The sequence below is a fragment of the Cupriavidus sp. USMAA2-4 genome (assembly GCF_001854305.1).
Classification (GTDB): domain Bacteria; phylum Pseudomonadota; class Gammaproteobacteria; order Burkholderiales; family Burkholderiaceae; genus Cupriavidus; species Cupriavidus malaysiensis.
The window spans coordinates 172,861-199,293 of the sequence record NZ_CP017750.1; the positions used below are offsets into that span (position 1 = coordinate 172,861).

At 71.6% G+C, this 26,433-nt stretch carries 24 protein-coding genes; 12 read left to right on the forward strand and 12 right to left on the reverse strand.

Annotated features, from left to right (window positions below):
* Nucleotides 1–26: 26 nt before the first annotated feature.
* The 8 genes from BKK79_RS36925 to BKK79_RS41360 form a co-directional block, all read right to left on the reverse strand.
* The gene (locus BKK79_RS36925; RefSeq protein ID WP_071040663.1) at nucleotides 27–554 is read right to left on the reverse strand and encodes a YbjN domain-containing protein; all 528 of its coding nucleotides are present in this window, start codon (nucleotides 552–554) and stop codon (nucleotides 27–29) included.
* Nucleotides 551–1,228 (reverse strand): hypothetical protein, encoded by a 678-nt coding sequence (locus tag BKK79_RS36930; protein ID WP_084085760.1) that lies wholly within the window; start codon nucleotides 1,226–1,228, stop codon nucleotides 551–553. The genes BKK79_RS36925 and BKK79_RS36930 overlap by 4 nt, the downstream gene beginning before the upstream one ends.
* 17 nt (nucleotides 1,229–1,245) lie before the next feature.
* Complete coding sequence (locus BKK79_RS36935; protein WP_071040664.1) at nucleotides 1,246–2,997, reverse strand: putative porin; 1,752 nt, start codon at nucleotides 2,995–2,997, stop codon at nucleotides 1,246–1,248.
* Between the two features lie 73 nt (nucleotides 2,998–3,070).
* A complete protein-coding gene (locus BKK79_RS36940; RefSeq protein WP_071040665.1) occupies nucleotides 3,071–3,760 on the reverse strand; it encodes an energy transducer TonB in 690 nt (229 codons plus the stop codon).
* Between the two features lie 8 nt (nucleotides 3,761–3,768).
* Nucleotides 3,769–4,176 carry an ExbD/TolR family protein gene (locus BKK79_RS36945; RefSeq protein ID WP_071040666.1) on the reverse strand — a complete coding sequence of 136 codons (408 nt, stop codon included), beginning with the start codon at nucleotides 4,174–4,176 and terminating at the stop codon, nucleotides 3,769–3,771.
* A gap of 11 nt (nucleotides 4,177–4,187) precedes the next feature.
* Complete coding sequence (locus BKK79_RS36950) at nucleotides 4,188–6,092, reverse strand: MotA/TolQ/ExbB proton channel family protein (protein ID WP_071040667.1); 1,905 nt, start codon at nucleotides 6,090–6,092, stop codon at nucleotides 4,188–4,190.
* 32 nt (nucleotides 6,093–6,124) lie between these two features.
* Complete coding sequence (locus tag BKK79_RS36955; protein ID WP_071040857.1) at nucleotides 6,125–7,744, reverse strand: ShlB/FhaC/HecB family hemolysin secretion/activation protein; 1,620 nt, start codon at nucleotides 7,742–7,744, stop codon at nucleotides 6,125–6,127.
* A gap of 31 nt (nucleotides 7,745–7,775) precedes the next feature.
* Nucleotides 7,776–8,684, reverse strand: coding sequence for a peptidylprolyl isomerase (locus BKK79_RS41360; protein WP_071040668.1), 909 nt, complete (start codon nucleotides 8,682–8,684; stop codon nucleotides 7,776–7,778).
* Between the two features lie 156 nt (nucleotides 8,685–8,840).
* Between BKK79_RS41360 and BKK79_RS41365 the strand changes: the two genes are divergently transcribed.
* From BKK79_RS41365 to BKK79_RS36990, 6 genes are all read left to right on the forward strand, one after another.
* The gene (locus BKK79_RS41365; RefSeq protein ID WP_071040669.1) at nucleotides 8,841–9,134 is read left to right on the forward strand and encodes a hypothetical protein; all 294 of its coding nucleotides are present in this window, start codon (nucleotides 8,841–8,843) and stop codon (nucleotides 9,132–9,134) included.
* A 461-nt stretch (nucleotides 9,135–9,595) separates the two neighbouring features.
* Nucleotides 9,596–9,799: a hypothetical protein gene (locus BKK79_RS36970; RefSeq protein ID WP_198173444.1), complete on the forward strand. Its 204-nt coding sequence runs from the start codon at nucleotides 9,596–9,598 to the stop codon at nucleotides 9,797–9,799.
* Between the two features lie 424 nt (nucleotides 9,800–10,223).
* The gene (gene gspD, locus BKK79_RS36975; protein ID WP_084085766.1) at nucleotides 10,224–12,590 is read left to right on the forward strand and encodes a type II secretion system secretin GspD; all 2,367 of its coding nucleotides are present in this window, start codon (nucleotides 10,224–10,226) and stop codon (nucleotides 12,588–12,590) included.
* Complete coding sequence (gene gspE, locus BKK79_RS36980) at nucleotides 12,587–14,038, forward strand: type II secretion system ATPase GspE (protein WP_071040671.1); 1,452 nt, start codon at nucleotides 12,587–12,589, stop codon at nucleotides 14,036–14,038. Before gspD ends, gspE begins: the two co-directional genes overlap by 4 nt.
* Before the next feature lie 149 nt (nucleotides 14,039–14,187).
* On the forward strand, nucleotides 14,188–15,399 hold the full coding sequence (gene gspF / locus BKK79_RS36985; RefSeq protein ID WP_071040672.1) for a type II secretion system inner membrane protein GspF: 1,212 nt from the start codon (nucleotides 14,188–14,190) through the stop codon (nucleotides 15,397–15,399).
* A 169-nt stretch (nucleotides 15,400–15,568) separates the two neighbouring features.
* The gene (locus BKK79_RS36990) at nucleotides 15,569–17,674 is read left to right on the forward strand and encodes a DNA/RNA non-specific endonuclease (RefSeq protein ID WP_071040673.1); all 2,106 of its coding nucleotides are present in this window, start codon (nucleotides 15,569–15,571) and stop codon (nucleotides 17,672–17,674) included.
* A gap of 87 nt (nucleotides 17,675–17,761) precedes the next feature.
* Here the strand turns inward: BKK79_RS36990 and BKK79_RS36995 are convergent, their stop codons facing one another.
* On the reverse strand, nucleotides 17,762–18,367 hold the full coding sequence (locus BKK79_RS36995; protein WP_071040674.1) for a hypothetical protein: 606 nt from the start codon (nucleotides 18,365–18,367) through the stop codon (nucleotides 17,762–17,764).
* A gap of 188 nt (nucleotides 18,368–18,555) precedes the next feature.
* Here BKK79_RS36995 and gspG point away from each other — a divergent pair, with 188 nt between their 5' ends.
* From gspG to gspM, 3 genes are all read left to right on the forward strand, one after another.
* Nucleotides 18,556–19,005 carry a type II secretion system major pseudopilin GspG gene (gene gspG / locus BKK79_RS37000; protein ID WP_071040675.1) on the forward strand — a complete coding sequence of 150 codons (450 nt, stop codon included), beginning with the start codon at nucleotides 18,556–18,558 and terminating at the stop codon, nucleotides 19,003–19,005.
* Between the two features lie 90 nt (nucleotides 19,006–19,095).
* Complete coding sequence (gene gspL / locus BKK79_RS37005) at nucleotides 19,096–20,310, forward strand: type II secretion system protein GspL (protein ID WP_071040676.1); 1,215 nt, start codon at nucleotides 19,096–19,098, stop codon at nucleotides 20,308–20,310.
* Entirely contained in the window at nucleotides 20,307–21,032 is a 726-nt protein-coding gene (gene gspM / locus BKK79_RS37010; RefSeq protein WP_071040677.1) for a type II secretion system protein GspM, read from the forward strand. The genes gspL and gspM overlap by 4 nt, the downstream gene beginning before the upstream one ends.
* A gap of 140 nt (nucleotides 21,033–21,172) precedes the next feature.
* Here gspM and BKK79_RS37015 read toward each other — a convergent pair whose 3' ends face one another.
* On the reverse strand, nucleotides 21,173–21,634 hold the full coding sequence (locus BKK79_RS37015; RefSeq protein ID WP_071040858.1) for a lytic transglycosylase domain-containing protein: 462 nt from the start codon (nucleotides 21,632–21,634) through the stop codon (nucleotides 21,173–21,175).
* Nucleotides 21,635–21,870: 236 nt separating this feature from the next.
* Here BKK79_RS37015 and BKK79_RS37020 point away from each other — a divergent pair, with 236 nt between their 5' ends.
* From BKK79_RS37020 to BKK79_RS37030, 3 genes are all read left to right on the forward strand, one after another.
* Entirely contained in the window at nucleotides 21,871–22,347 is a 477-nt protein-coding gene (locus BKK79_RS37020; protein WP_071040678.1) for a GspH/FimT family pseudopilin, read from the forward strand.
* 145 nt (nucleotides 22,348–22,492) lie between these two features.
* Nucleotides 22,493–22,900: a type II secretion system minor pseudopilin GspI gene (gene gspI, locus BKK79_RS37025; RefSeq protein ID WP_071040679.1), complete on the forward strand. Its 408-nt coding sequence runs from the start codon at nucleotides 22,493–22,495 to the stop codon at nucleotides 22,898–22,900.
* Entirely contained in the window at nucleotides 22,890–23,576 is a 687-nt protein-coding gene (locus BKK79_RS37030; protein ID WP_157128684.1) for a PulJ/GspJ family protein, read from the forward strand. Before gspI ends, BKK79_RS37030 begins: the two co-directional genes overlap by 11 nt.
* An 87-nt stretch (nucleotides 23,577–23,663) precedes the next feature.
* On the opposite strand, the gene gspK is transcribed toward BKK79_RS37030, so the two are convergent.
* Nucleotides 23,664–24,626, reverse strand: coding sequence for a type II secretion system minor pseudopilin GspK (gene gspK, locus BKK79_RS37035; protein ID WP_084085770.1), 963 nt, complete (start codon nucleotides 24,624–24,626; stop codon nucleotides 23,664–23,666).
* Between the two features lie 174 nt (nucleotides 24,627–24,800).
* Nucleotides 24,801–26,294: a Hint domain-containing protein gene (locus BKK79_RS37040; RefSeq protein WP_198173445.1), complete on the reverse strand. Its 1,494-nt coding sequence runs from the start codon at nucleotides 26,292–26,294 to the stop codon at nucleotides 24,801–24,803.
* Between the last annotated feature and the right edge of the window lie 139 nt (nucleotides 26,295–26,433).

Genomic DNA, 26,433 nt, shown 5'->3' on the forward strand with positions numbered 1-26,433 from the left:
TGCGGACCCAGCGTGTCGCAGCGCCCTCAGGCGGCCGAAGCCGCCTGCGCCGCCCGTGCGGCCTCCTCTGCCTCGGCCGCCCCGCCGGCCTGCCCGACAGCCGCGGTGCCGCGCAGGTGCAGCAGGAATTCCCCCGTCATCCGCATCCACAGCTGCAACATCGCCATCAGGTGAGCACGCGTCACGCCACCGTGCAGCACCACGTCCATCTCCAGCGCGAGCCGGTCGCCGTGCGTGGCCACGCGGGCGAAGCGCCTGCTGCGGTGCCAGCCGTCCGCCAGCACGCGCGGCACCTCGCCGCCGCTGACGCGCAAGGTGCAGGCCAGCGTGAAGTCGACATACCCGCCGTCATCGGCGGCATTTCCCCACAGCACCTCGAAACCCACGCCGTGGCAGGCGCTGTGCAGGGGCGCGCCGGTGCCCTCGATGCGCGTCACGGCGCAGCCGGCGGCGCGGATGGCTTCGGCCAGCCCGTCGGCATCGATGGCGGCGAGGATCTCGCGCTCCGCTCGGTGGTTGCGGCCGTCGTAGCCTGGCGCTGACTCGTGGTTCATCGCTGTGTCCCCTTGTCCTGGTCGGGTGCGGGCCGGGCCGCAGGCACCTCGGCACGCGGGTCGAAACGGTCTTCGTGGAGCCTGTCGCCGAAGTCCTGGACCTGCCGCTCCAGCTTGACGCGGGCGGAGGCGGCGAAGGGCTGGCGGTAAGCTAGCGCGTCCAGCACGTCGATACGCTCGTAGGCCGCGAGGATCTCCTTGGCCGTGGCCTGCAGCCGTGCGTTCATGGCGTTGCAGCGGGCTAGGCGGGCCTCCTGCCCGTGCAGCGTCTCCGCCAGACGGGTCTGCTCCTGCGCCGCGGCGGCGAGTTGCTGCCGCTGCTCGCGCGCCGCCTGTTGCGCGCTGTCGCGCTGGCCTTGCGCCTCGCGCGCCTGGGCGGCGGCCGCCGCCTCCACCTGGCGCTGGCGCGCGGCCAGCCCCTGCGCGCGCTGGCGGCTTGCGTCGAGCTCGTCCTGCAGCACCGCGAGCGCCTTGCGTGCGGCGTCGCGCTCGCCTTCCGCGGCGCGCTGCGCCGCCTGCGCCGAGGCCTTGTCGGCCTGGAGCTGCTGGTTCTGTCCGTTCAAGGTACGCAGCTGCGCGCGCAGCCGCTCTTCCAGCGTGCCCTGCGCCTGCGCCAGGGCCAGCGCGGGGAGCAGGCACGCGGCTACCGCGCACAGGACCGATCGGGTTCGCATGGTGGCCTCCTTCTCTATCAGAACTTGGCGTTCAGTTCCAGCATCAGCACATTGATGGAGAGCGGATCGCCGTACACCTCGCGTCCGCTCAACCAGCGCGCCTGCAGCCAGGCATGCTTGTCGATGCCGTAAGCGGCGCCGAGGAAGTAGCCTTTGGCATTGGTGCCGCCGAGGCGGAAGTCGGGATCGGTGAAACCGTCCGGCACCGCGTCGGGCTCCAGGTACTTGTAGCCGAGCAGGAAGTTCCATTGCCCGCGTGCGGCAATGTTCTGGTTGCCGAACACCGCGCGTACCAGGTAGCCGTTCGGGCCGCTACGCCACTTCTCCTTGTACTCGGACAGCGGCGTCGACCCGCTCACCCCTTCATAGTGGTTGGCCGGATAGGCCCGCGCATCCTGGAAAGGCCGATCCGCGTCATAGGCGAGGTTGCGCACATAGCTGGCCTGCAGGCTGAGGGGCAGCTTGAACAGCCGCGTATCCCACTGCGCGGTCACGTTGAGCGGGCGGAAGTTCTGCGTCAAGCCGAAGAACTGCGGATTCGACACGTCGTCGACATTGATCGGCACGTTGTTGCGCAGCCCGAACACGGTATTGCCCTTCTGCATGAAGGCCGGCCGCGTGTTGTCGGTATCGCAGGAAGGCGCCGAGGTCAGGCAGGGCGAGGAGAAGGCGCCGCGCATGCCGGTGAAGTGATAGTAGGCGACCGCGCCCTTGAAGCGGTTGCCGCCGCCGGCCTTCCAGTCGGCGCCGGCCTGCAGCGCGAACAGCCACTCGTTGCGGCTGCCGGCTTTGTCCGGGCTGTTGGCGGGGAAGTTGTCGTCGCTGTAGTTGACCGGGAACACGCCGGCGGTGGCGAAGGCGGTCACGCTGTGACCGCCGACCGGCTTGAGCCAGCGGCCGGCGATACCGTCGAAGTTGAGGTCGTTGGAGAACACCAGGTCGGCGTTGTCGAGCGTGTAGAACGGATTGCCGAAGCGCCCCGCGGTCACACGCCAGGATTCGCCGAAGCGGTAGTCCAGGTAGGCCTGGTCGAGCCAGATGCTCTTCTTGGCCAGCCCCCCTCCCAGCGTCTGCGTGGTCGAGACCGGGCCGTTGCTGCTGCCGGTGCCGAGCCGGATGCCGGCGGTGAGCTGGTCCGAGATGGCGGCGGTGACGCCGAGCCGCGCACGAATGCGCAGCAGGTCGGTGCGGTTCTGGTCGGTGTTGAGCAGCGGCGGCAGCACGCCGCTGCTGTTGTTCATATTGACCGGACCGCTGGCGTTGATGGCGGCATAGTCGATGGCCGGCGCATTGCCGCTGCCGTAGAAATTGTCCTGGTAGCGCACCCGCACATCGCCCGACACCGTGATGCGCGACACCCACTCGGGGAAGGTATTGGGCGCAGCCCAGTTCTCCTCCTTGGCCTGCGCCATCACCTCCTGCTTGACCTCGTCGCGGATCTGCGCGCGCACGCGTGGCGACACATAGGGCACGCGCACGTCGCCCGCCTGCGCCACCGTGGCGCCGGCCGCGGCCGTGGCCGCCGGCGCCGCGGATGCGTCGGGCGCCAGCGCCGCGGCCTGGGCACGCGCCTGGGCCAGCAGGGTCTCGCCCTCCTCCTTGGTCAGCGTGCCGCGCAGCACCAGCAGCCGGATCAGGTTCTGGGTGACATCCGCCGACGCGGCCGGCGGCGCGGCCTGGCCCAGCGCCTGCTGGCTGCACGCCGCCAGCACCAGTGCCGCGGCCAGCGGGCGCAGCACCGGTGGGCGCGCGCGCGTTGCCTGGTTCATTGCTTTCTCCTCAAGATCCACGAGACCCACGCGGTCCCTCTGTGCTCTGTCCATACGACCGCGCCGCGTCCGCTCATGGACGCTTGGCGCGGATTTCCACGCGCGCCGGGAACACCTGTCCCGCCGGCGGCTTCTCATCGAGCGTGCCAAGCGCGCGCAGCGCGCCGAGCAGTGCCGCGTCGATGGTGGCGTCGCCGCTGGAGCGCACCATCTCGACGCGGGTGATGCGGCCATCCGCGTCCATCCACAGGTGCACCAGTACCGGCGGATAGCTGAGCCGCGCGGTGGCTTCATTGCGCTGCACCGCCCGCTGCAGCGCCGCGCCCAGGTAGCGGCTGAAGAGCGCGTTGCCGGCCCGCCCGCCGCCACCGCCGCTGCCCATGCCGCCGCCGCTGCCGACCTGGATGCCGCCGACGCCGCCCTGCGCGTCGGCGTTCATGGTCACGCTCTCGGCGGCGTCGTCGGCCGGCTTCTGTGCCTCGTCGGGCTTCTGCGCCGGCTCGCTCGGCTTGGGCTCGGGCGCCTGCATGCGCTCCTTGACCGGCTCCGGCGGCTTCTGCTCGGGCGGCGGCGGCGGTGGGGGCGGTGGCGGCGGCAGCGCCACCATGGGCGGCGGACGCGGCGCTTCGCGCCGCGCGCCGGCCTGGTCGGCCGACCACTGCCACAGGGCCCAGCCCAGCAGCGCCAGCACGGCCAGCGCCGTCACGGCAAGCAGCGGCTTGCGGTAGCGGCTCGCGCCGGACGGGGAAGACGTCTGCGTCATATCCCGTCCTAGGAAGCCGGCTTGCCGGTCACCAGGCCCACCTGCTGCAGCTCGAGCCGGCGCAGCAGGTCCAGCACCTCGATGACCTTGCGGTACTGCACGCTGGCATCCCCCTTGACGATGACCGGGAAGTCAGGCGTCAGCGCGCGCTGTGTGCGCAGGCGGTCTTCCAGCTCGGGCAGGCTGACCGGGATCGCGTCCAGGTAGACCTGGCCCGAGTCGGCCACGGTGATCGCCTTGATCTTCTGCTCCGACAGGCTGGCCGAGGCGCTGGCCTTGGGCAGGTCCACCTTGATGCCCTGCACGGCGGCGGTGGTCATCAGGATGAAGATGATCAGCAGCACGAACGCGAGGTCCAGCAGCGGCGTGATGTTGATGTCGTCGTAGGGCTTGTCGTCGTCTTGCGCGGCGGCCATGGCGCCTCTCCTCAGAGCGCGCCACGGCCGTCTGCCGGCGCCGCCGGCGCCAGGCCGGGCGCGCCGTGTCCACCCGGTGCCAGGCCGGCCTCGCGGAAGCGATGCATCAGCTCGGCCACCAGGCGGTCGAGCGTGTCGCCGGCCACGGCGCCAGCCGTCCCCGCCGCGGCTTCCGGCATCGCGTGCAACTCGGCCAGGCGCGTGACGAACTCGTCGACGAACACCTCCATGTCGGCGCTGACGTTCTTGTTGCGGGTAAGCAGGTAGTTGTAGGAGAACAGCGCCGGGATGGCGACGAACAGGCCCACCACGGTGGCCACCAGGGCGGCGGCGATGCCGGGCGCGATGGCGTTGATGTTCACCTCGCCGGCCAGCGCCACCGCGGCGAACACCAGGATGATGCCGACCACCGTGCCGAGCAGGCCGAGATAGGGGCCGCCCGAGATCGAGATGGTCAGCAGCACCAGGCCGCGGTTCAGGCGCTGGTTCTCCCGCACACGCGTGGCGTCCATCGAGGCGCGGATGGCCTCGATGGTCTCCGCCGTCACCTGCGCGCTGCCTTCCTGCGCGCGGCGCGTGCGCAGTTCGTTGACCGCCACCTGGTAGAGGCGGTAGAGGCTGGACGCCTGCAGGCTGCGCGACAACTGCGCATCGGCCGGCACGCTGTCACTGAGCGCTTCGAGGCGGTGGCCGATCTTGCGGAACTGCGCCATGAAGGCATCGTTGGCGCGCGACACGCGGCTGACGTAGGTGGCCTTGGTATAGGTGACCCACCAGGACAGCACCGCCATGATGGCCAGCAGGCCGATCACCACCCAGGCGTCCGCCGGCACGTTGGCCAGGATGAAGCCGATCTCGCCGAAGCCGCCGCCGGCCTGCTTTTCGTCGGGGCCGTAGGCGAGCAACTTGGAATCGCGCCCCTGCATCGCCGCTTCGGCCGCCAGCAGCACGCTGGGGCGCCGCACGCGCGACAGGCGCACCTCGTCCAGGTCGCCGACCAGGGCAGGCACCTCGCCGGCCGGGTCGACGCCGATCGCTGCCGCCCCGGCCAGCGCCGGCAGCGACGCGGCCAGCTTCGCCACCTCCTGGCCGTTGACCAGCAGCGCCACCTCGCCGGCGCCGGCGGCCACCGCCACATGGGTCCACTGGTCAGCACCCAGCGGCTGCGGCGCGAGCGCCTGCTGCTGGCCGACGCGCACATAGGGCACGCCGTCGGCCAGCCCAACCACCAGCGCGCCGCCACCGTCGCGGCGCAGGTAGAGCGCGCCGCTGGCGCCGGCGGCGGTGCGCACCCAGGCACCGAAGGTCATGGCGCCGCCGGCCGCCACCTTGAGCGATTCACTGGCCGGCAGCTGGATGCCGCTCTTGCCGTCCAGCTTCGCCGCCTGGCCGAGCAGGCCCTCGCCGAGGGCCACGCCGGCCTGCGCGTTGTTGTGGTAAGCGGTGGCATCGGCGGGCGCCGCGCCGGAGCTGCCGTCGAAGTGGAGCACCGCGGTGTAGTCGGCATCGAAGGGGGACGTGCCCGCGGCCGGGGCAGCCTTGGCATTGCCGTAGTACATCCAGAAATCCTGGCGCGCGCTGCCGGCCACCGCCGGCATGTCCACCCACACCAGCGCCATGCCCAGCAGGGGGTCGAACTGTTCCACCTGGGCGTTCAGCGGCGTCTTGTCGTCGGCGGCAACGAAGCGCAGGTCGCCGCCCTTGTCCTGCACGCCGTCGAACTGGAAGTTGCCCGCATGCAGCCGCACCAGCACCGGCATGCGGCCGAGCGGCTCGGCGATGCCGGCGCCGTTGGGCGTGGTGTCCACCGCCATCGGCTTGCGGTAGGACCAGTCCTGCTGCCACCACGCCAGCGCGCTCTGCGGCAGCGCGGCCGCGGCCAGGGCGAGCCAGAGGAAAACGAACCATCTACGCATGACAAGACTCCGTCGCGCGCCGCGCGGGCGCATCAGAAATTGGCGCGAACATTGAAATTCACCGTGGGCGAACCGGCCCGGGTACGCTGCGCGTCCCGCAGCGGCCAGCCGACGTCGAGCTTGCCGGTGAGCGTGCGGAACAGGCGGAAGCTGGTGCCGAAGCCGGCGCCGAGCAGGGTGTAGCTGCGCCGCTGCTCGGGCAGCGGATCACGCAGGCGCAGCGTGGCCACGTCGAAGAAGCCGTAGACACGCCACTCCTCCGCTCCGGCCCACAGCCAGCGCGCGTACGAGGGCGAGCGCAGTTCGAGCGAAGCGAGCACGCCGTCGTCGCCGGTGGCCTCGGCCGAGTAGTAGCCGCGCACGCTGGTGGCGCCGCCGGCGGCGAACTGCTCGCCCGACACCAGCGGCCCCGACGACAGCTGCGCCGCGCCGCGCACATGGACCTGGGCGCCTCCGCCCAGCATCTGCGTGTGCGAGCCATCGGCCTTCACGTACATGAACTCGGGCGAGGCGCGGTAGCGCTTCTGGCCGAACTCGCGCGCATCGCTGCCGAGGCCGAAGCCGTTCACCCACGACACCGCCACACTGCTCTGCGAGCGCTCGCCGAAGCGGTAACCATTGAAGGACAGCGTGAGCGGCGCGTAGTGCAGCGGCACGTCCGAGCGGCTGGCGCCCATCGCCACCGCCTCCTTCAGGTCCTTGTAGTCCATGCCCACGCCGAGCGAGGCCGACCAGTCGCCCGCCGGCGGCAGCGCATAGTTGCCCTGCAGGCCGAGCGCGTAGCCCTTGCCGAGCACGCTGGTGCCACCAACCGTCGCCACGTTGCTGTCGGAGGTATAGCCGGTGGCCTGCAGGCTGAACGGCGAGCCGCGCCACGGCGCGAGATAGCTGAATGACCACACGCGCGCCTCGCTGAGCGCCTGCGGCGCGCCGAAGAACGTCACCGAGGCCTGGTGGCCGAGCTGCCACAGGTTGTCGTGGGCCAGCGTGGCCGATGCGCGCAGCGCGTGCGTGTCGATGCTGTGGTCGTTGTTGAGCGACAGGCTCGCGCTCACAGGGTTCTGGTCCTCGACCTTGAGCTCGATGTCCACCGTCTGCGGCAGCGAGCCGGGGCGTACCATCGGTATCACCTGGCGGTTGGGCGAGCTGTTGAGCGCGGTCAGTTCCTGCTGCGCGGCATTGAAATCGGGCACGCCGCCCTCGGCCAGCGCGGGCACCGCCTCGCGCACGGCGGCCGGCGAATAGTGCTCGGCCCCCAGCACGCGCACACGGCCGACGCGCGATTCCACCACCTGCAGCAACACCACGCCGGCGCTCACGCGCTGTTCGGGAAGCTCCACCACCACGGCCTGGTAGCCGCGCTGCTGGTAGCGCTTCTCCAATGCCGCGCGCGCGCCTTCCAGGTCGTCAAGCGAGCGCTCCGGCCCCAGGAAAGGCTCGATCGCTGCCTCGATCTCGTCCGCGTCCAGCACCGTGTTACCGCGCACCACGTACTCGCTGACGTCGATGCGGCGCGGCGCTTCGGCGTGGGCGCCCCCTTGCGCCTGCGCCTGCGCCACCGCCAGGCCTGCCTGCGCCAGCAGCAGCAGTGCCAGTCCGGCGCGGGGCCGGCGCGAGCGCGAGCGCGGCCCGATCCCGTCCTGCGGGGACATGTCCATAGCCAACCCTCTGCAGACCTGGCGCTCAGCGCACCGCCGAAATCACGCCATCGAGCGCGGCCTGGTCCAGCACGTCGGCGCCCTGCGCCTGCACCTGCTGCTTGAGGTACTGCTGCGCGGCATCGGCCTGGTACTGCTGGCGCAGGGTCGCGCGCAAGCGCTCGCGCACTTCGTCGAAGGGCAGCTGGCCGGGCTCGCGCACCGCCACCAGCTTGAGCACGTGGAAGCCGGCGCCGGAGCGCACCGGCCCGGCCACCGCGCCCGGCTTCAAGGCCGTCACCGCGGTGCGGATCTCGGCAATCATGTCGGCTTCGGCCAGCCAGCCGTTGTCGCCACCGTTGGCCGCCGAGCGCGGCTCCTGCGAGCGCGACTTGGCCAGCGCGGCGAAATCGGCGCCGGCGGCCCTGGCCTGCCGCGCTACCTCGTCGGCCTGCCGGCGTGCCCGTGCCTGGGCGGCCTCGCCGCCGTCAGCGGCGATGAAGACCTGGGCCAGGTGGTAAAGCCGGGGCACCGTGAAGGCGGCCGCATTGGCGGTGTAGGCGGCCTTGAGCTCGGCGTCGGACGGATAGCCTTGCGGCGGCTCGGCGACCGACTCGAGATAGCTGCGCATCACGACCGATTCCTGCGCCTCGCGCACGCGCTCGGCCACCTCGGGCCGCTTGGTCCAGCCCTTGGCTTCGGCCTCCGCGAGCACGGCCTTCTGTGCCAGCCGGTTCTTCACCAGGTTCTCGAGCGTCGCCTTGTCGGCAGCCAGGCGCTGGCGCGCCGGCGCATCGAGCGTGCGCAGGAAGGCTTCCAGTTCCTGCTGCGTGACCGTAGCCTTGCCGCTGCGCGCAACCACCAGGTCGGCCGCCAGCGCGTGCAACGGCAGCAGAGCGGCGAGCAGGGCCGCGCCGGTGACGGCACGGTGGATAAGGGGCAAGACCTTGCGCATTGCGAGAGACCTCCTGTAGCGTTTGCTCAACGACGGTCCACGCGGCCAGTTCCACGGAGCTCGACGTTGAAGCAACTTCATCGATTTGCGATGGCGGCGATTCTTGCGGGGCGGGGTGACGCAGTTGTTGCGGAATCTGGGCAGATTCCCGCGGCGGTGGGCCCCGCCTGCGTCAGCGTGGCGGTCGACGGCCGGCGCGCACCCGCGCTGGACTGCATCAACACGCGCTTCGCGCAGGCGCTGGGCGGCCAAGGGGCTGCTGCTGCAGAAGCGGGCCGCGAGGGTATCGCGCTGAGCGAGCAGGCCGCGCGCCGGCCTTCCAACCAGCTCGGCCTGTTCAACTACGCGGCCACCGCCAACCGCATGTGCAACCGCTTCGGCATCGCCGTCGAGGCACAGCGGCCGCCTGCGCAAGCGCCCTACCTGCCCGCGCTGCGGCCACCTCGGTAAGGCTCCCGCACCCCCTTCCGAGGGAGGGAGCGTACGCGCCGGAAGCATCACGGCCGAGGCCTGGCGCGGCCTCGCGGGGACGCGTGCGAATCGAGTAATCGATATGGCAATGTCTGTAGAGATTATGTAACGATTCCGACACGCACCTCACATAGCATCGTTCGCGACCACCACAGAGCCATCCAAGATGGCCGCTCGCGCGGGTACCCGAAACGGACCACGCGAGACATAAGAGCGCAGCACGCGCGTGGTCTTTCAGTACGAACAGGTCCATCCGGCATCCGCGTCGCCACTGGAGCAATACAGCCCTCAGGTCTGCCACCGAACACGGCGGACCCGTCATCCAGACGCATGACGCCACTCCACACCCGGACTCCATCCGCCGCAGTTGCCACGAGCGCCTGCGGATTCGTCTTGAAAAGAAGAGGGGAATATAAGCAATGACGGAAAACCAATGGGTCATGAACGTGACTAAGTTCAGTTCGAACCCGTCCCGCGCGCTCGAAGCGGCGCAGGAACAACCGGTCCTCGTGATCAAGCACCAGCGGCCGCATGCCTACCTCGTGTCGGCATCCTGGTGGCGCGAGGTCATGACCACGCTGGCCGACCACCGGGCGCGCCTCGCCGAGCAGGGTGCGCCTTGCGGAGAGGCGCGCGGCAGCTGAGCGCGCCGCCCCGGTACGAGACCCGCCTCGCATCACGGGCGGGTCGACCAGCCCCCCTTGCGCGCCGCCCCTCGCGGCCTTCCCTCCGGCACGCCGGTTATTGTCTTAGATTCCAGTCATTGCCGCGTCCTGCGCACCGTACGCACCCTAGGCACCGCCGCCACGGCACCGAGCCTTCCCCTTCCCTGCTCACCCACCCCACCGCGCCAGCCGCTGCAGGCCACCGGCGCCCCACCCGCCGCCGCTGCGCGCTGCGCATGATGGTTCGATGGCAGAACCTGCCCCGTTGCCGCCATGGTTCTGCCGCAATGCGCCGATACCTTAGCCGCACCACCGACGCAGCCGCGGCGCGCAGCAGGCAAAGGCGCCGCGGCCCGATGAACCCAAGGACCTCCGCACCCCGGCGCTCGCGCCTTCCCGCCACATGCCGCTCACCCGCACCGTCCCGCGCCGCCTGGCGCTGCTGGCCGCCGCCGCGCCGCTGTGCGCCGCGCCCCTGGTCTGTGCCGCCGCGCGCCAGGTCACGCTGGCCTTCGACAACGCCGACATCGCCCAGGTGGTGCAGGCCATCGCCAGCGCCGACGGCAAGGCCGTGCTGGTCGATCCTCGCGTCAAGGGCACGCTGAGCCTGTCGTCCGACCGGCCGCTGCCCACCGCCGAGGCCATGCGCATGCTGCAGTCGGCGCTGCGCCTGCACGGCTATGCCATGGTCGAGGATGGCGGCACCGTCAAGGTACTGCCCGAGGCCGACGCCAAGCTGCAGGGCATGGCCACCGTCACCGGCGGCGGGGGCAGCGGCAGCAACAACAGCGATGGCGCGCGCGGCGGACAGGTCATCACGCGCGTGTTCCGCCTGTCGCGCGAATCGGCCGCCAGCCTGGTGCCGGTGCTGCGCCCGCTGATATCCGCCAACAACACCATCAACGCCTACCCCAACAACAACACCCTGGTGGTGACCGACTACGCCGACAACGTGCGCCGCATCGCCGCCATCATCGCCGCGGTGGACCGCGGCGTGCCGGGTGGCGAAGTGGAGGTGGTCACGCTGGAGAACGCCGTCGCCAGCGATATCGCCGTGCTGCTGCAACGCATGCTCGACGGCGGCACCGCCGCGGTCGGCGCCGCTGCCGGCGGCAGTGGCGGCAGTAGCGGCGGTGGCGGGGAGAGCAGCCTGCGCCTGAACGTGGTGGCGGAGCCGCGCAGCAATTCGCTGCTGATCCGCGCGCCCAGTGCCGAGCGCCTGCAGCAGGCCAGGGCGCTGGCCGAGCGGCTCGACCGCCGCGCCCGCCGGCCCGGCAATATGTACATGGTGCCGCTGAAGAACGCCAGCGCGGTCACGCTGGCGCAGACCCTGCGCGCCCTGGTTGCCGCCGACGCCACGCTCTCCACCCAGCCAGCGGCCGGAGCGCAGTCGGGCGCGGCGGGCGGCACGGCCGCCCAGTCCGCCTATCCGTCGATGCCGCCGCTGCCGGCCAGCACGGCCTCCAGCGCCGGGCTCGGCCTCGGCGGCTCGGCCGGCTCCGGCGGCAGCGCCGGTGGCGGCCTCGGCGCGGGCGGCTTCACCACGGGCAACACCCAGCAGAACCTGCCCACCACCGGCGGCACCATCCAGGCCGACCCGGCCACCAATTCGCTGTTGATCACCGCCTCGGAGCCGGTCTACCGCAACCTGCGCGCGCTGATCGACGAACTCGACACGCGCCGCGCCCAGGTCTACGTTGAATCGATGATCGTCGAGATCACCGCCGACAATGCGGCCGAACTGGGCCTGCAGTGGCAGACGCAGAACGGGCGCTTCTTCGGCGGCACCAACTTCGGCGGCAACGGCCAGAACATCGTCAACCTGGGCAGCGAGACCGTGCAGGGCGGCGGCATCCTGGCCGGGCTGGCATCGAGCCTGCCCGGCGCCAGCGGCCTCAACATCGGCGTGCTGAGCGGCAAGCTCGGCCTCAACGCGCTGCTGCACGCCCTCTCCAAGACCACCGGCGTCAACATCCTCTCCACCCCCAACCTGATGGTGATGGACAACGAGGAGGCCCGCATCATCGTCGGCCAGAACCTGCCCTTCGTCACCGGCTCCTATGCCCAGACCGGCTCCTCGGCCTCGGTCACGCCGTTCCAGACCATCGAGCGCCAGGACGTCGGCCTGACGCTGCGCGTACGCCCGCAGATCACCGACGGCGACAGCGTCAAGCTGCAGATCTACCAGGAGACGTCGGACGTCATCTCGGCCGGCGGCAGCAACGGCCCCACCACCAACAAGCGCGCCCTGGAGACCTCGGTGATGGCCGACGCCGGCGACATCATCGTGCTGGGCGGCCTGATGCAGGACGCCTACAACGAAGGCGTGCAGAAGGTACCGGGACTGGGCGACATCCCGCTGCTCGGCAGCCTGTTCCGTTACGAGAACAAGCAGCGCAAGAAGACCAACCTGATCGTGTTCCTGCGCCCGGTCATCGTGCGCACGCCGGAAGCGGCGCGCAGCGTGGTGCTGACACGCTACGACTACATGCGTGCCGAGGGCGGGCGCGCGCTCACCGACAACTGGTTCGTGCGCGACGACGACACGCCGCGCCTGCCCGATGTCTCCGCCGCCGCGCCGGACCAGCCGCTGCCGCTCGGCAACCGGCGCCCCAAGGCACCGCCGCGCGGCCAGGCCGAAGACAATGCGCTGACCCTGCCGCCGCCGCGCGGCGACGCGGACGGCAGTGATGCCAGCCATGGCGGCAAAGGCAGCCATGGCGGCAATGGCGGCGCCGGCCACCCCGCCGCGCAGGACGCCGCGCCATGAGCGCCGCCCTGCCCGAGCTGCCGCGCGGCGCCTCGGCGCGGCTGGTGCCCTACGGCTGGTCTCGCGCCGCACGCCTGCTGCTGATCGCCCGCGACGGCGACACGCCGAGCGCCTGGGTCTGCGACGAGACGCCGGCCGAAGCCATCGCCGAAGTAGCACGCACCTACGGGGTGCAGGACTGGGTGCCGGTGCCGGCCGACCACCTGCGCCAGGCACTGGCGCAGGCCTATGCCGGCCAGGAAGGCTCGGCCGCTCAGGTGGTCGGCGAGGTCGAGGGCGAGGTCGACCTGTCGCGCCTGATGCAGGAACTGCCCGCCGTCGAAGACCTGCTCGAGGCCGAGGATGACGCGCCCGTGATCCGCATGATCAACGCCCTGCTGACCCAGGCCGCGCGCGAAGGCGCCTCCGACATCCATATCGAGGCCTTCGAGCAGAGCTCGGTGGTGCGGCTGCGCGTGGACGGGGCCATGCGCGACATCGTGCGCCCGAAGAAGGCCCTGCACGGCGCGCTGATCTCGCGCATCAAGATCATGGCCCAGCTCGACATCGCCGAGAAGCGGCTGCCGCAGGACGGCCGCATCACGCTGCGTGTGGCCGGCCGGCCGGTCGATGTACGCGTCTCCACGCTGCCCACCACGCACGGCGAGCGCGCCGTGCTGCGCCTGCTCGACAAGGACGCCGGCCGCCTCAACCTGGCCCGCCTCGGCATGGGCGCGGACACCCTGGCGCGCTTCGACCGCCTGATCCAGCAGCCCCACGGCATCGTGCTGGTGACCGGCCCGACCGGCTCGGGCAAGACCACCACGCTGTACGCGGCGCTGTCGCGGCTGGACGCGGACACCACCAACATCATGACGGTGGAAGACCCGGTCGAGTACGACCTCGATGGCATCGGCCAGACCCAGGTCGGCGAGCGCATCGGCATGACCTTCGCCAAGGCCCTGCGCGCCATCCTGCGCCAGGATCCCGACGTGATCATGATCGGCGAGATCCGCGACCTCGAAACCGCGCAGATCGCCGTGCAGGCCTCGCTTACCGGCCACCTGGTGCTGGCCACGCTGCACACCAACGACGCCGCCTCGGCGGTGACGCGCCTGACCGACATGGGGGTGGAGCCCTACCTGCTGTCGTCTTCGCTGCTGGGCGTGCTGGCGCAGCGCCTGGTGCGGCGGCTGTGCCCGGCCTGCCGGCGCCCGCAGGACGGGCGCTGGCATGCGGTCGGCTGCGAGCGCTGCGGGCCGACCGGCTTCCAGGGCCGCTCGGGCGTCTACGAGTTGCTGGTGGTCGACGATGCGGTGCGGCGCCAGATCCACCAGCAGGCCGCCGATGCCGAGATCCGCGCCGCCGCGGTGGCCGGCGGCATGCTGACCATGCGCGAGGACGGCCAGCGCTGGATCGACGCCGGCCAGACCACGCTGGAGGAGGTGCTGCGGGTGACCAAGGACTGAAACCGCCGCCCGCCGGCGGCAAACCCGCACCACGCCCGCGCCACGCCCGCGCCACGCCCGCGCCACGCCCGCACCACGCCCGCACCACGCCCGCACCACGTCCACACCCCGTTCGCCCCACCACCGCACCGCTCCGAGGGAGGCCCCGCATGCCCGCATTCCGCTACGAAGCCGTCGATCTCCGCGGCAAGCTCCACCGCGGCGTGCTCGACGCCGAAGGCAACAAGGCCGCGCGCGGCCAGCTGCGCACGCGCGGCCTGACCCCGCTCAAGGTGCTGCCGGTCGCCGCCGCCACGCCCGGCGCGGGCGCGACACTGTTCGGCGGCCGCCTCGGCGCGCAGGAACAGGCCCTGTTCACGCGCCAGCTGTCCAGCCTGCTGACGGCGGGCCTGCCGCTCAACGACGCGCTCGGCGCGCTCGCCGACCAGGCCGAGCGCGCCTATGTGCGCCACCTGGTAGCCGCCATCCGCGCCGAAGTGGTGAGCGGGCAATCGCTGTCCGGCGCGCTCTCCCAGCACCCGCGCGACTTCCCCGACATCTACCGCGCCCTGGTCTCCGCCGGCGAGCACAGCGGCAAGCTGCACCTGGTGCTGACGCGCCTGGCGGACTACGTCGAAAGCCGCAACGCGCTCACACAGAAGATCAAGCTCGCCTTCACCTATCCCGCCGTGGTCACCGTGGTCGCCTTCGGCATCGTGGTCTTCCTGCTCACCTATGTCGTGCCCCAGGTGGTGGGCGTGTTCACCACCACCAAGCAGAAGCTGCCGCTGATCACCGAAGTCATGCTCGCCTGCAGCGACTTCGCGCGGGAATGGGGCTGGGCCGCCGCGCTCGGGGCGGGCGCGCTCGCCTGGGCCGTGCGCCGCCTGCTGGCCCGCCCGGGCCCGCGCCTGCGCTGGCATGCCTGGCTGCTGACCGCGCCGCTGCTCGGCAAGCTGGTCAGCGGCTACAACACCGCGCGCTTTGCCAGCACGCTGGCCATCCTGACCAGCGCCGGCGTGCCCATCCTGCGCGCGCTGCAGGCGGCCGGCGAAACGCTCAACAACGTGGCGCTGCGCGGCACGGTCGAGGAGGCCATTGCACGCGTGCGCGAAGGCAGTTCGCTGGCGCGCGCGCTGGCCAGCGCCCACCGCTTCCCGCCGGTGCTGATCCACCTGATCCGCTCCGGCGAAGCCACCGGCAACCTGCCCGACATGCTGGAGCGCGCCGCCGAGGGCGAAGCCAGCCAGCTCGAGCGGCGCACGCTGCTCCTCACCGGCCTGCTCGAACCGGCGCTGATCCTCGGCATGGGACTGATGGTGCTGATGATCGTGCTGGCGGTGCTGATGCCGATCCTTGAGATCAACCAGATGGTGCGGTGAAGGCGCGGCGCACATGGTCTTGCGACACAGACACGCAGTCACCGTCTTGTCACGCCGGCTGTCTAGTTTTGCATGGGACCGGGGCTGCCGCCGACGGCGGCGGCGTCCCGGGCCAGCGCCAGCCGGGACGACAGGGCCCGGGAGAAACCAGGGGAAATCAGGAGACGCCATGAACGACATCAGCCAGCAGCTCGATCAATTGGTGCGCGCACGCGCCGCCGCCACGGCCGACCAGCGCCGGGCCACCCAGCTCTCGGTCTGGCAGCGGGACCCGCTGGCAGCCGAGCCGGACCGCTCGCGTGCGCGGGACTTCGCCGCGCGCATGGGCGCCGAAGCCATCCAGGGCGATAGCATCGACTACCTGCCGGCCTCCTTCCTTGCCCTGGGTACGCGCCGCAGCCGCGCGGTGGCCATTGTCCGCTCCGGCACCGGTTCGGCCATCGGTACGGGCTTCCTGATCAGCCCGCAACTGTTCCTCACCAACCGCCACGTGCTGGAGAACGCCGCCGACGCGGCCACCGCCCTGGTCGAGTTCAACTTCGAGACGGCCGAGGACGGCACACCGCTGAGCGGCGTGCGCTTCGCGCTCGACCCGCGCCGCTTCTGGCTGTCGAACCCGATCGATGCGCTCGACTTCGCCCTGGTCGCGGTCGGCGAGCGCCTGTCCGGCGACGGCGACCTGGCCGGCTTCGGCTATCTCAGCCTGAGCGACCGCCCCGACAAGCACGCGCTCGGCATGACGGTCAACCTGATCGAGCACCCGCAAGGACGGCGCAAGCAGGTCGTGGTGCGCGAGAACCGCTTGCTCGCGCGCGGCGCATCCGGCATCGCCGAACATTGCCTGCACTACAGCGCCGACACCGAACCGGGAGCGTCCGGCTCCCCGGTCACCAACGACAACTGGGAAGTGGTGGCGCTGCATCACTGGGGCGTGCCTCACCTGGACACGGTGTCGCTGGACGGCACGCCGATTCCCTTCACGGTCAATGAAGGCATCCGCGTCAGCGCCATCGTCGCGCAGTTGCGCCAGGACCTGGCCGGGCTCGACCGCGCGGCGCAGCAACTGCTGAGCGCGGCCCTGGCGCTGGGCGATGCGGCCATGCAGGACGCCGGCATGGGCGCTCCCCGCGCGCCCGGCAACCCGCCGCCGGGCGCGCACGTGCTCCATCTTGGCGGGGAATCCCTGCCGCCCCTTCCCCCTGGAGATCCCATGCCCGCTGACCCAGGCGCATTCCGCCGCACCCTGATGGTCCCCCTCGAAGTATCCGTGCGGCTGGCGGCGCCGGCCGCGCCCTCCCCGCGCCGCGATAGCGCCGCACAAGCGGAACGCACCGCCTTGCCCACCGGCCTGCGCTACGCGGAACGCCTCCAGCTCGACCGCGACTACGGCAACCGCAACGGCTTCGATCCGCATTTCATCGACGGGCTGTCGCTATCCCTGTCCGAACTGGTCGGCGCCCGGCTCGATGAAACCGCCCCGTTGAGCGGCGCCGGCGCGACGCGCCACGGCCAGCTCGACTACCAGAACTTCTCCATCATGGTCTGCGCGCCGCGCCGGATGGCCTTCGTCTCCGCCGCCAATATCGACGCCGCGCGCTACGTCGACATCGACCGCGACACCGGCGCGCCCAAGGTCGGCCCCGAGGGCGACAGCTGGTACGACGATGCCCGCATGGAGCCGCGCTACTACCTGGGCCAGGATTTCTACGGCAGCTGGAGCACCTACTTCGACCGCGGGCACCTGACGCGCCGCAGCGATCCGACCTGGGGCACGGCCGCGCAGGCCGCGCGCGCCAATGCCGACACCTTCCACCGCACCAACTGCACGCCCCAGCATTTCCGCTTCAACGAGAGCATCCGCTATTGGCAGGGCCTGGAGCGCTACATCCTCGAATTCGGCGCGCTGCAGGACAAGGCGCGGGTCTCGGTGCTGACCGGCCCGGTGCTCGACGAGGACAACGTCGCGCCCTGCGACGGCATCGATGTGCCGCTGCTGTTCTGGAAGGTGGTGCTGCGCCTGGGCCCGGCCGGGCAGCCGCAGGCCAGCGCCTTCCTGGTCAGCCAGGAGAAGCTGCTGAAGGAGGCCCGCGTCGCCATCAAGCCGCCCTCGGATCAGGCGGTGCCCACGGTCGACACCTTCCGCATCGGTATCGCGCAGCTGGCCGATCTCACCGGCCTCGACTTCCGCGGCATCGCCGCCCACGATACCTACAAGCGCCGGCCGGGCGCCGAGGCGGAGGCATTGCCGATGACGGCCTGGGAAGATGCCTTGTGAAGCAGCGCGGCGCGAGCCGCCGCGCTTGACGCAGGGCTGAGCCACGCACCGGGCTCGGCAGTGCCGGCCCGCGCGCCTTGCCGCTTCCTATGGCGCCGGTCCCGCGCCCTCGGCCCGGGCCGCGCTGCCCGCCACATTGCTCACCAGCGCGGGCCGGCCGTCGCCACCACGCGGGCGCGCATCGGCCACCGGCAGCACCGGCACGGCGGGCCGCGCCGGCATCGGCACCTGCTGGCGCACACCGTCACGCTCCAGTACCACCGCACGCTCGCCGACCTCGGCCAGCACCAGGCCCGGCATCACCTGACGGCCCACGCGCACCAGCCGCGCGGGCTGGCCGGCCACCGCCACGATGGCGGCGTCGGTGCCGCCCGGACGCGCGGGGTCGCCCGCGCGGATCACGCCGGCAACCGCCACCTGCAGATTGGCGGACTCCGCCGGCCGCGCGCCGAACAGGCCCGCACCGGCGCCGGATGGCGCGGGCGCGACGGCCGCGCCCGCGCCTTGGCTCGCCTCGGGCAATGGCGGCAGGCCCTGCCAGGTCGCGTAGACGCGCGCGCCCCAGTAGCCGGCCGCGGCCAGGCAGGCAAGGCCGGCCGCGGCGCCGGGAAGCCAGGCGCGCAGCGCGGCGCCGCCTGGCACGAGCCGGTGCCGCTGCAGCACGGACCAGCGGGACAGCAGGATCTGGGACATGGTGGCAGCTCTCGCGAATCCCGGCCGCAAGGCGACGGCCGGCGTATGACGGTTCGGTGTCGGAATCCACGCAAGGCGCGTAACCGCCGTGCCCCACGGTTTGGACAGAATCCTCGTGACGCCGGGCGGCTGGCAGCCTTCGCTGCTTTGTACCGCCTCCGTATGACACACGGCTTGCGGAAACTACGATGAATCCTGCCCTCCGACTTCCGGCGGCACGCCGCCGGCGCGCCGGCTTCACCCTGATCGAGATCATGGTCGTGATCGTCATCCTCGGCGTGCTGGCCGCCCTGGTGGTGCCGAAGATCATGAGCCGCCCGGACGAGGCCCGCATCGTGGCGGCGCGCCAGGACATCTCGTCCATCATGCAGGCGCTGAAACTCTACCGCCTCGACAACAGCCGCTATCCCACCACCGAACAGGGACTGGTGGCCCTGGTCAGCCGCCCGGCCACCGAGCCGGTGCCGAACAACTGGAAGGGCGGCGGCTACCTGGAGAAGCTGCCCAAGGATCCCTGGGGCCACCCCTACCAGTACCTCAACCCGGGCGTGCGCGGCGAGATCGACGTGTTCAGCCTGGGCGCGGACGGGCAGGCCGGCGGCAACGGCACCGACGCCGACATCGGCTCCTGGGAATGAGGCGCCGCCCGGCCCGACCGGCCCGCCGCTGACCGTCGCCACCGGCCACCTGCCGCCACCTCGCTTCCGGCCTCCATCCATCGCCGCGCCATGCCCGAGCCCGCCGCCCGCTGCTATGTCCGCCTCCCCGCCCGCCCCGCGCCCGCGCGGGGCCAGGGTTCCGCGCCCCTGCAGGCCCTGTCCTATGCGCTGGCCGATGCGCACGGCGAGTGGCTCGGCAGCGGCCTTGCCGACGCCGGCGCCCTGCCGCCGTCGCGCGAAACGATCCTGATCGCCGACGCGCGCGACGTGCTGCTGCTGCGCCTGCCGCTGCCCGCCGTCGGCGGTGCGCGGCTGCGCGAGACGCTGCCCGGGCTGGTGGAGGACCACCTGCTGGGCGACCCCGAGCAGAGCCATATCGCAGTGCTGGCACGCCACCCCGACGGCCAGGCCACATTAGCGGTCATCGCCCGCGACTGGCTGGCGCAGGTGCTCGATGCCGTCGGCGGGCGCCGCCTGCGCGTGCTGCCGGCAGCCCTGTGCGTGCCGCAGCGCGACGGCCGCGCCGCCGTGGTGGTCGAAGCCCTGCCCGGCGGCGCCGGTGCGGCGCCCGCGCTCTGCCTGACCGTGCGCACGGCGGCAGGCCTCGGCCACGGCATGGCGCTGGCGCCAGCGCAGGCCACGCACTGGCTCGGCACCCGGCTGGCGGACGCCGACCTCTACGTCGATGCCGCGGCTGCCGCTGCTTTGGCGCACGATGCCAGCGCGGGCGCGGCCGCCTGGCCCCTGTGGATCGCCGGCGCGAGCGCGCTCGCCGATACCGACCTGTGCCAGTTCGAATTCGCCCGCGCGCGCCGGCAGGCGGCCGCCCAGGGCGCCCGGGCCCGCTGGCGCTGGCCGCTGCGGCTCGGCGCCGCCGCCTTGCTGCTGTGCGTGGCCGGCATCCACCTGCAGGCGTGGTTGCTGGCGCGGCAGCAGGCCGCCCTGCGCGCCGGCATGGAGGCCGAGGTGCGCCGGCATTTCCCTGCCGCCGGCCCCATCGTCGACGCCCCGCGCCAGATGCGCCAGCAGCTCGACACGCTGGCGCGCGCCCGCGGCGCACCGCTGCCCGGCGACCTGGCCGACCTCGCCGACCGTTTGGCCCAGGCCCTGGGTCCGGTCCCGCCCGAGGCGGTGACTGAGCTCCGCTATCGCGAGCGGACCCTGGAGGCGCGCCTGGCCGACACTGCCCAGGTCGACGCCGAGGCCCTGCGGCGGCGCCTGGAGGCAGCCGGGTTGTCGGCGCGCTTCGCGGACGGGCGCTGGCAGATGAGGCTGGCGTCATGAATGCACCGGCCGAGAAGCCCTGGCGGGACACGGATCCCGACGCCCTGCCGGGCAGCGGCCCGGGCCACGACGAAAGTGGCAACGGCGCCGGCACCCCGGGAGACACCCGACGCAGCCGCAGCACGCACGGCACGGCGATCCGCGCCCGCCTGCGCGCCGCGCTGGACCCGTGGCGGCAACAGTGGGCGCAGAAGTGGGCGCAGAAGTGGGCGCCAAAGTGGGCGCAGGACTGGCAGCCCAGGTGGCAATCCAAGTGGCAACAACTGCCGCCGCGCGACCGGCGCGCCGTGCTGGCCTGCGCGGCCGTGCTCGGCACAGGCGCGCTGTGGCAGTTCGGCTGGGAATCCGCCGCCGGATCCGTGCCCCGGCTGCAGCACGAACTGCCCGAGACGCAGGCGCAAGCGCAGCAGGTGCACAGGCTCGCGCACGAGGCCGCCCGCCTGCGGGCCCTGCCCGCGCTGCCCGAACGCACGCCCGAGGCGCTGCGAGAAGGCCTGCGCCAGTCGCTGCAGGCAGCCGGCCTGAAGGGCGCCACGGTGGAAGGCGGCGCCCCGCTCCTGCGCGTGCGCGCCGGTCCGGTGTCCTTCCATGCCTGGATGCAATGGCTGGCGCGCGCCCGCGCCGAATACGGCGTGGCCGTGGTCGCGATGGAAGCCAGGGCCAGCGGCGGCGAGCGCGGCGAGGTCGCCGTACAAGCGGAACTGGCGCTGCCTGGACGCTAGTCCATTGCGTCAGGGAAAGCGCCCCCGAGCGGCGGTGCGTCCGGGTCGCAGGCTAGGCGCAGAACCCAGCCATCGCACGGCCCATCGACGGACTCAGGGTGGCCTGAGTCCACGGATTCGTGATTCAGGACACCGGGGCATCAAGGCGCTACGGCGCGCCCTCCTCCGTCCTCCTCGGTCCGCCCGCCACGCGGCGCCTGCCAGCGGCGCAGGATGTCCGCGATGGCGCGTGCATAGCGCTCGCGCAGCGCCGGCGTCTCCGAGTGGTAGGCGCCCACCGCCGCCCAGGTGTTGCCGTGGCGGTTCATCTTGCGCCGCAGGTGCCAGGCGCCGATGAAGACGCTGGCGCAACCGTCCTCCAGCGTGCGTGCGTCGACGCCGTAGCGCTTCAGTTCGGCAAGATGGACCGAGTTGATCTGCATCAGCCCGCGGTCGATCGAGCGGTCGTCATTGCGGCGCACCGCATCGGCGCGGAAGCGTGACTCCTGCCAGGCGATGGCGCGCAGCACCATGGGATTGACCTGATGGTAGGCGCCTGCCGCGTCGAAGCAGTCCGCGCGCGCCGCGCCGGCCGCCAGCATGGCCATGGCGGCCAGCACCATCACTGCCGCGTGCACCTTGGCATTGTCAACAGCGCCCGCCACCGTTGCTGCCGGCGCTGCCCGCTTCGTCCTCAAGATCCGCACCCCGCGCCCTCCGCCGGCCCGCGCCGGCATGACCCGCTGATGACCGGTTCCACGCAGTTCCTGTCACCGCGCCGCCCCGCCGCCGCGCCAGAATCGCCGGGCGCCCTGCCGTTGTACCGCGCGCGCATGACGGACTCCTTGCGGAAACTACGATGATCTGGCACCGGCCCCCGGCCCGTGGCTTCACCCTGCTCGAACTGCTGGTCGTGGTCATGATCGCCGGCATCCTGCTCGGGCTGGCCGCGGTCAACGCCCATCCCGATCCGCGCCGCCGCCTGCACGGCGAGGCGCAGGACCTCGCGCTGCGCTTCCAGTCGGCGCACGAGGAGGCGCGCCTGCGCTCCGCCCCGGTGGTATGGGAGGCCGGCGCGCAGCGCTACCGCTTCCTCGCGCGCGGCGGCGGCCAATGGCAGCCGCTGCGCGACGATATCCTGCGCGAGCGCGCCTGGCAGGCGCCGCTGAGCGCGCTCGCACTGGCCCCGCCCGGTGCGGCAGCAGGCACGCAAGGGGCCGTGCGGCTGGTGTTCACGCGCGAAGCCACAGCGCCGGTGTTCGCCCTCACGCTGCAGCGCGACGGCAGCGTGGCGCAGGTGGTGAGCGACGGTTCGGGCCGCTTCGATGTCCGCTAGTCCATGGCGTCAGCGAAAGCGCCCCCGAGCGGCGGTGCATCCGGGTCACAGGCCAGGCGCAAAGCGCAGCCATGGCACGGCGATGGCGAGCCTTAGCCACGACGCCTACGGCCTGGAGGCGCTGTCGATCGGGGGGGCATTGCGAATGACGCAGTGGGCCAGCCGCGCCACCCCGCCGCGCGCGCTGGGCTTCACCCTGCTCGAAGTGCTGGTCGCGCTGGCCATCGTCGCCGTCGCACTGGGCGCCTGCCTGCGCGTACTGGGCTCGATGACCGATGCCAGCGAGGCCCTGCGCGCGCGCACGGTGGCGCAATGGAGCGCCGACAACCAGCTCGCGCTGCTGCGCATCGGCAAAGCCTGGCCGGAACCCGGCACGCGCCGCTTCCCCTGCCCGCAGGGACCGCTGGATCTCGTCTGCGAGCAGGTGGTGGCGCCGACGCGCGACCCCATGGTGCGCCGCGTCGAGGTCTCGGTCTACGCCGCCGCCGGCGCGCCGGCCCGGCTGGCCAGCCTGACGCGCCTGATCGCCAGCGAGGCCCGCAGTGACTACTGACGCCAGCTTCCGCCTCCGCGCCCGGCCGGCGCCCGCCCGTTCCGCCCGCAGTGCCGCCTGCTGCGCCGGATTCACGCTGATCGAGATGATCGTGGCCATCACGCTGCTCGCCATCATCGCGCTGATCTCCTGGCGTGCCCTCGACGGCGTCACGCGCGCGCGCGCGGCGCTGAGCGATGAAATGGAGAACCTGCGCGCCCTCGACCAGCTCTTCGGCCAGCTGCGCGACGACGGCGCCGAACTTGTCGACGACCGCGACCTGCGCGCCCCCGCGCTGGCCTTCGCCCCGGGGCAGCTGCGCCTGGTGCGGACCGTGCGCCAGGACGGCCAGCCGCTGCGCTGGCAGGTGGTGCGCTACCGGCTGGAGCAGCACACCGTGCTGCGCTACGCTTCGCCGCCGGCGGAGTCGCGCGCGGCGCTGATTCCGCTGCTGGACGGCCCGCCAGCGGACGCTGGCCTGCCCATCGCCAGCGGCATCGCCGTCTTCCAGGCGCGAGCCTGGGTGGGCGGGCGCGGCTGGATCGCCGATATGCGCGACGCGCGCCAGGTAGCGCCGGTGCTGGCCGTCAGCAACGATCCGGAGGCAGGCACCAGCGGCATCCGCGGCATCGAGCTCACGGTGCGGCCGGACGTCGCCAGCGGCGCCTACCTGCGGCTGGTGCCGGTGCGTCCCTGAGCGCTGGCCGCGCCGCGAACGGGTGGCAACGGCCGAAGCCGGCGCCTGGTGCCAGTCCACTGAATCCCTGGAATCGGTGGACTGGCACTAGGCGCCCTCGCCCGGATCCTCGTCGCGCACCCAGACGATGCGCGACACCACGAAGCGCGCCAGGTTGCGCTGCCGCTCCACCAGCGCCGCCACGGCGACGCTGGCGCGCTCCCGGCGCACCTGGCAATGCACGATGAAATAGCCGCTCTTGACATCGACGCGGCCGACCAGCGGATAGGTGATGCCCGGAGCCACCGCGCGCAGCCGGTTCTCCAGGTCGCCCGCGTTCTGGATGAAGGCTTGTCCACGCGCGTTCACCAGCTGGCGCGCTTGCGCCACGCTCAGGCCCGGCACCGCCGCCGCCAGCACCTCGGCGCCGGCCGTGTTGACGTTGACGGGCGAGCGCTCGGGCAGGATCACCGCGTAGCGTTGCAGGCGCTGCACCATCTCCACCGTGTAGCCGGGAATGGCCAGCAGGTCCTCGATCCGCGCCATCGGCAGGGCACGCCCGGATTCCCGGGCACGCAGCAGGTAGGCAGCGGTCAGCGGCGCCAGCCCGGCGTTGAGCGACAGCCCGGCCAGCAGCCGGCCATAGGCGGCGATGCCATCGGCATCGAGCTGGAAGGGCTGGCCCAGCGCCGGCTGCTGCAGCAGGTTGGCGAGATTGAAGCGGGCCTGGGCGTCCTCGATCTCGCCGCGCAGCCACAGCTGCCGCCAGTCCTCGTCCGCAGCGCCGCCGCCCGGCGGCAGCAGCGCGGCCAGGCGCGCCGGAGTCAGCGGCCTGGCCCACTCCTGCCCCAGGTGATCGACCTCGCTCTGGCCCGCGCCGCGCTGCAGCGCCACGCGCACCGCCTCGACCAGGCTATCGGCCTGCCAGCGCGTCTGCGCGCGCAGCCTGGCGTTCTCCAGCGAACGCACGATGGCGCCCTGCCGCACGAACATGCCGGCGATCAGGGACACCACCAGGGCAACGATCAGCAGCGCTGTCACCACGGCGATGCCGCGCTGCCGGGGCCGCACGCCGGCACGAGCCGTGCGCCTGCGCACCGGCTGCCGGCGTGGTGCGATGGCGGCAGGCGTCTTCGCAGCGGCGGCAGCGGGCGGCGCGTCAGATGGCGCTTCAGTTGGTGCGTCAGATGTTGCTGGCACCGTGCGTCCGCTGCGCTGGGTGCGCACGGTGCAGCCCTTCGTGCGTCAAGCAGCCATCGCCAAGGCCAGCGCGGGTGCGGGCTCCCAGCTCCGCATGCGCATCACCACGGTCAGCTCCAGCATCGCCGGGGCCTCCTGCTGCGGCAGCCACAGCCGTGCGCTGCCGTCGGTCCAGCGCCACGGCAGGCCGCCCTGCGTCTCGACGCCGTAGAAACCGTCACCAAAGGCATCCGATGCCATCGGCACGGCTTCACCGTTGAGGCATACATTGGCCACGCAAATGCCAAGGCGGCGGCCGTCTTCGAGCGTCGGCACCAGTTGCGCCAGCACGCCAGCGTTCGACACGATGCGCACGTCGGCTGCTCCGGCGGGAATAGCAAACCAGGCGCGCTGACCGGCTTCCACCGTCGCACGCACGACTTCGCCGTCGACGACGAGGTGCAGGTCCGACGCCTCCGTCATGCGGAAGCCCAGCGCGAGGGCACGGTCCAGCAGCCGCTGCTTGACATCGGCCAGTTGCGGGCCTGCCATCACGCACGGCGCGCAGGCGTTCTCCCAGCTTTGCGGGTCAAGGCGGCCGTGGAGCGCCGCATGCTCGCCGGCATTGTCGAAGCTCATACGGTTACCGTCGTCCAGATAGCTCTCGCACGGCAGGCCTTCGGCCAGCAGCACATCGTGCGATTCGAGTTCCACGTGGTAATAGTCCACCACGTCGACGTCATGCGGCACGATCGTTGCACCGTTCACCAGGCAGCCAGCCGGAATCAGCACGCCGTCGACGTAGATGGCATGGCCCGGCGACACGATCAGGTCGCGAACCGGCAGTCCGTCGCCGAAGGCATGGGCGCGGATGCGGATGGGGCGAACTTCCCAGGCACGCGGGTGATTGCGAACATGAACGCGGGAGTGTCCGATCCAGGTGACGGCGCGGCATGCGCCAGATGCCGTCTGCACCATGTCGCCAACGTTAAGCTCATCGACCGCGACCTGCTCGCCTGCCGTACGGACCAGGGTGCCAGCGGCAAAGCAGGGAGCAGCTGGCGTGTAGCCGGCAGCAACGGCATCTTCCACGAATGTCACGCCGTCGAAATAGGGCTTGTCTGAAATGGGATCGCTGGCCAGAAAGTAGTAGTTGCTTTGCGATGGAAAGACCTGATCCGGCGTGACGACAAGGAGAATCGCCGAAGAGTGGCCGGCGCCCGCGCCCGTATAACCGAGCACCTGCATTTGCAAGCCATCCGCCGGCCAGGGGGCACCTGCCGGACTCCCATCCGCGCCCAGGAGTCGAACTGTCATGGTGCCAAGTTCCGCATCGATGTTCGAGAACTCGATGGAAACCACATCCGAGCGCCCATTGCCCATGACTCCATCCCACCCTCCTACTTGGAGGTTGGACAGAGATCCCCAGTTTTCACCCGTGTACTTCAGCCCGCTCGCGGTATCCCCCTGGAACGAATTCGCAGTCTGAGCCGAAGAAAAGTACTTCACGTCGTAGAGTGCAGCGCCGAGCTGCTCAAGATCAAATCCGCTGATTGCCATGTCTTGAATCCGTGGTTCGTTACAAGGGAAAGTAGCCGGTCGGTTTGTGCCGCATGCATCAGCGGGATCACCTCCACAGTCGCGCATCATCCAAGGATACGGTGGCCGGAGAATGACGAAATCTGCGTATGCTCCGCGT

What these genes read in the sequence shown, in the direction of transcription:
- gspD (WP_084085766.1), top strand. Translation starts at nt 10,224, where the DNA reads ATGCCGCTCACCCGCACCGTCCCGCGCCGCCTGGCGCTGCTGGCCGCC.
- gspI (WP_071040679.1), top strand. Translation starts at nt 22,493, where the DNA reads ATGACGCAGTGGGCCAGCCGCGCCACCCCGCCGCGCGCGCTGGGCTTC.
- BKK79_RS36945 (WP_071040666.1), bottom strand. Translation starts at nt 4,176, where the DNA reads ATGGCCGCCGCGCAAGACGACGACAAGCCCTACGACGACATCAACATC.
- BKK79_RS37040 (WP_198173445.1), bottom strand. Translation starts at nt 26,294, where the DNA reads ATGGCAATCAGCGGATTTGATCTTGAGCAGCTCGGCGCTGCACTCTAC.
- BKK79_RS36995 (WP_071040674.1), bottom strand. Translation starts at nt 18,367, where the DNA reads ATGTCCCAGATCCTGCTGTCCCGCTGGTCCGTGCTGCAGCGGCACCGG.
- gspF (WP_071040672.1), top strand. Translation starts at nt 14,188, where the DNA reads ATGCCCGCATTCCGCTACGAAGCCGTCGATCTCCGCGGCAAGCTCCAC.
- BKK79_RS37020 (WP_071040678.1), top strand. Translation starts at nt 21,871, where the DNA reads ATGATCTGGCACCGGCCCCCGGCCCGTGGCTTCACCCTGCTCGAACTG.
- BKK79_RS36940 (WP_071040665.1), bottom strand. Translation starts at nt 3,760, where the DNA reads ATGACGCAGACGTCTTCCCCGTCCGGCGCGAGCCGCTACCGCAAGCCG.
- gspM (WP_071040677.1), top strand. Translation starts at nt 20,307, where the DNA reads ATGAATGCACCGGCCGAGAAGCCCTGGCGGGACACGGATCCCGACGCC.
- BKK79_RS41360 (WP_071040668.1), bottom strand. Translation starts at nt 8,684, where the DNA reads ATGCGCAAGGTCTTGCCCCTTATCCACCGTGCCGTCACCGGCGCGGCC.
- BKK79_RS37015 (WP_071040858.1), bottom strand. Translation starts at nt 21,634, where the DNA reads ATGGTGCTGGCCGCCATGGCCATGCTGGCGGCCGGCGCGGCGCGCGCG.
- BKK79_RS36950 (WP_071040667.1), bottom strand. Translation starts at nt 6,092, where the DNA reads ATGCGTAGATGGTTCGTTTTCCTCTGGCTCGCCCTGGCCGCGGCCGCG.
- BKK79_RS36970 (WP_198173444.1), top strand. Translation starts at nt 9,596, where the DNA reads ATGAACGTGACTAAGTTCAGTTCGAACCCGTCCCGCGCGCTCGAAGCG.
- gspL (WP_071040676.1), top strand. Translation starts at nt 19,096, where the DNA reads ATGCCCGAGCCCGCCGCCCGCTGCTATGTCCGCCTCCCCGCCCGCCCC.
- BKK79_RS36935 (WP_071040664.1), bottom strand. Translation starts at nt 2,997, where the DNA reads ATGAACCAGGCAACGCGCGCGCGCCCACCGGTGCTGCGCCCGCTGGCC.
- BKK79_RS36925 (WP_071040663.1), bottom strand. Translation starts at nt 554, where the DNA reads ATGAACCACGAGTCAGCGCCAGGCTACGACGGCCGCAACCACCGAGCG.
- gspE (WP_071040671.1), top strand. Translation starts at nt 12,587, where the DNA reads ATGAGCGCCGCCCTGCCCGAGCTGCCGCGCGGCGCCTCGGCGCGGCTG.
- BKK79_RS36990 (WP_071040673.1), top strand. Translation starts at nt 15,569, where the DNA reads ATGAACGACATCAGCCAGCAGCTCGATCAATTGGTGCGCGCACGCGCC.
- gspG (WP_071040675.1), top strand. Translation starts at nt 18,556, where the DNA reads ATGAATCCTGCCCTCCGACTTCCGGCGGCACGCCGCCGGCGCGCCGGC.
- BKK79_RS36955 (WP_071040857.1), bottom strand. Translation starts at nt 7,744, where the DNA reads ATGTCCCCGCAGGACGGGATCGGGCCGCGCTCGCGCTCGCGCCGGCCC.
- BKK79_RS36930 (WP_084085760.1), bottom strand. Translation starts at nt 1,228, where the DNA reads ATGCGAACCCGATCGGTCCTGTGCGCGGTAGCCGCGTGCCTGCTCCCC.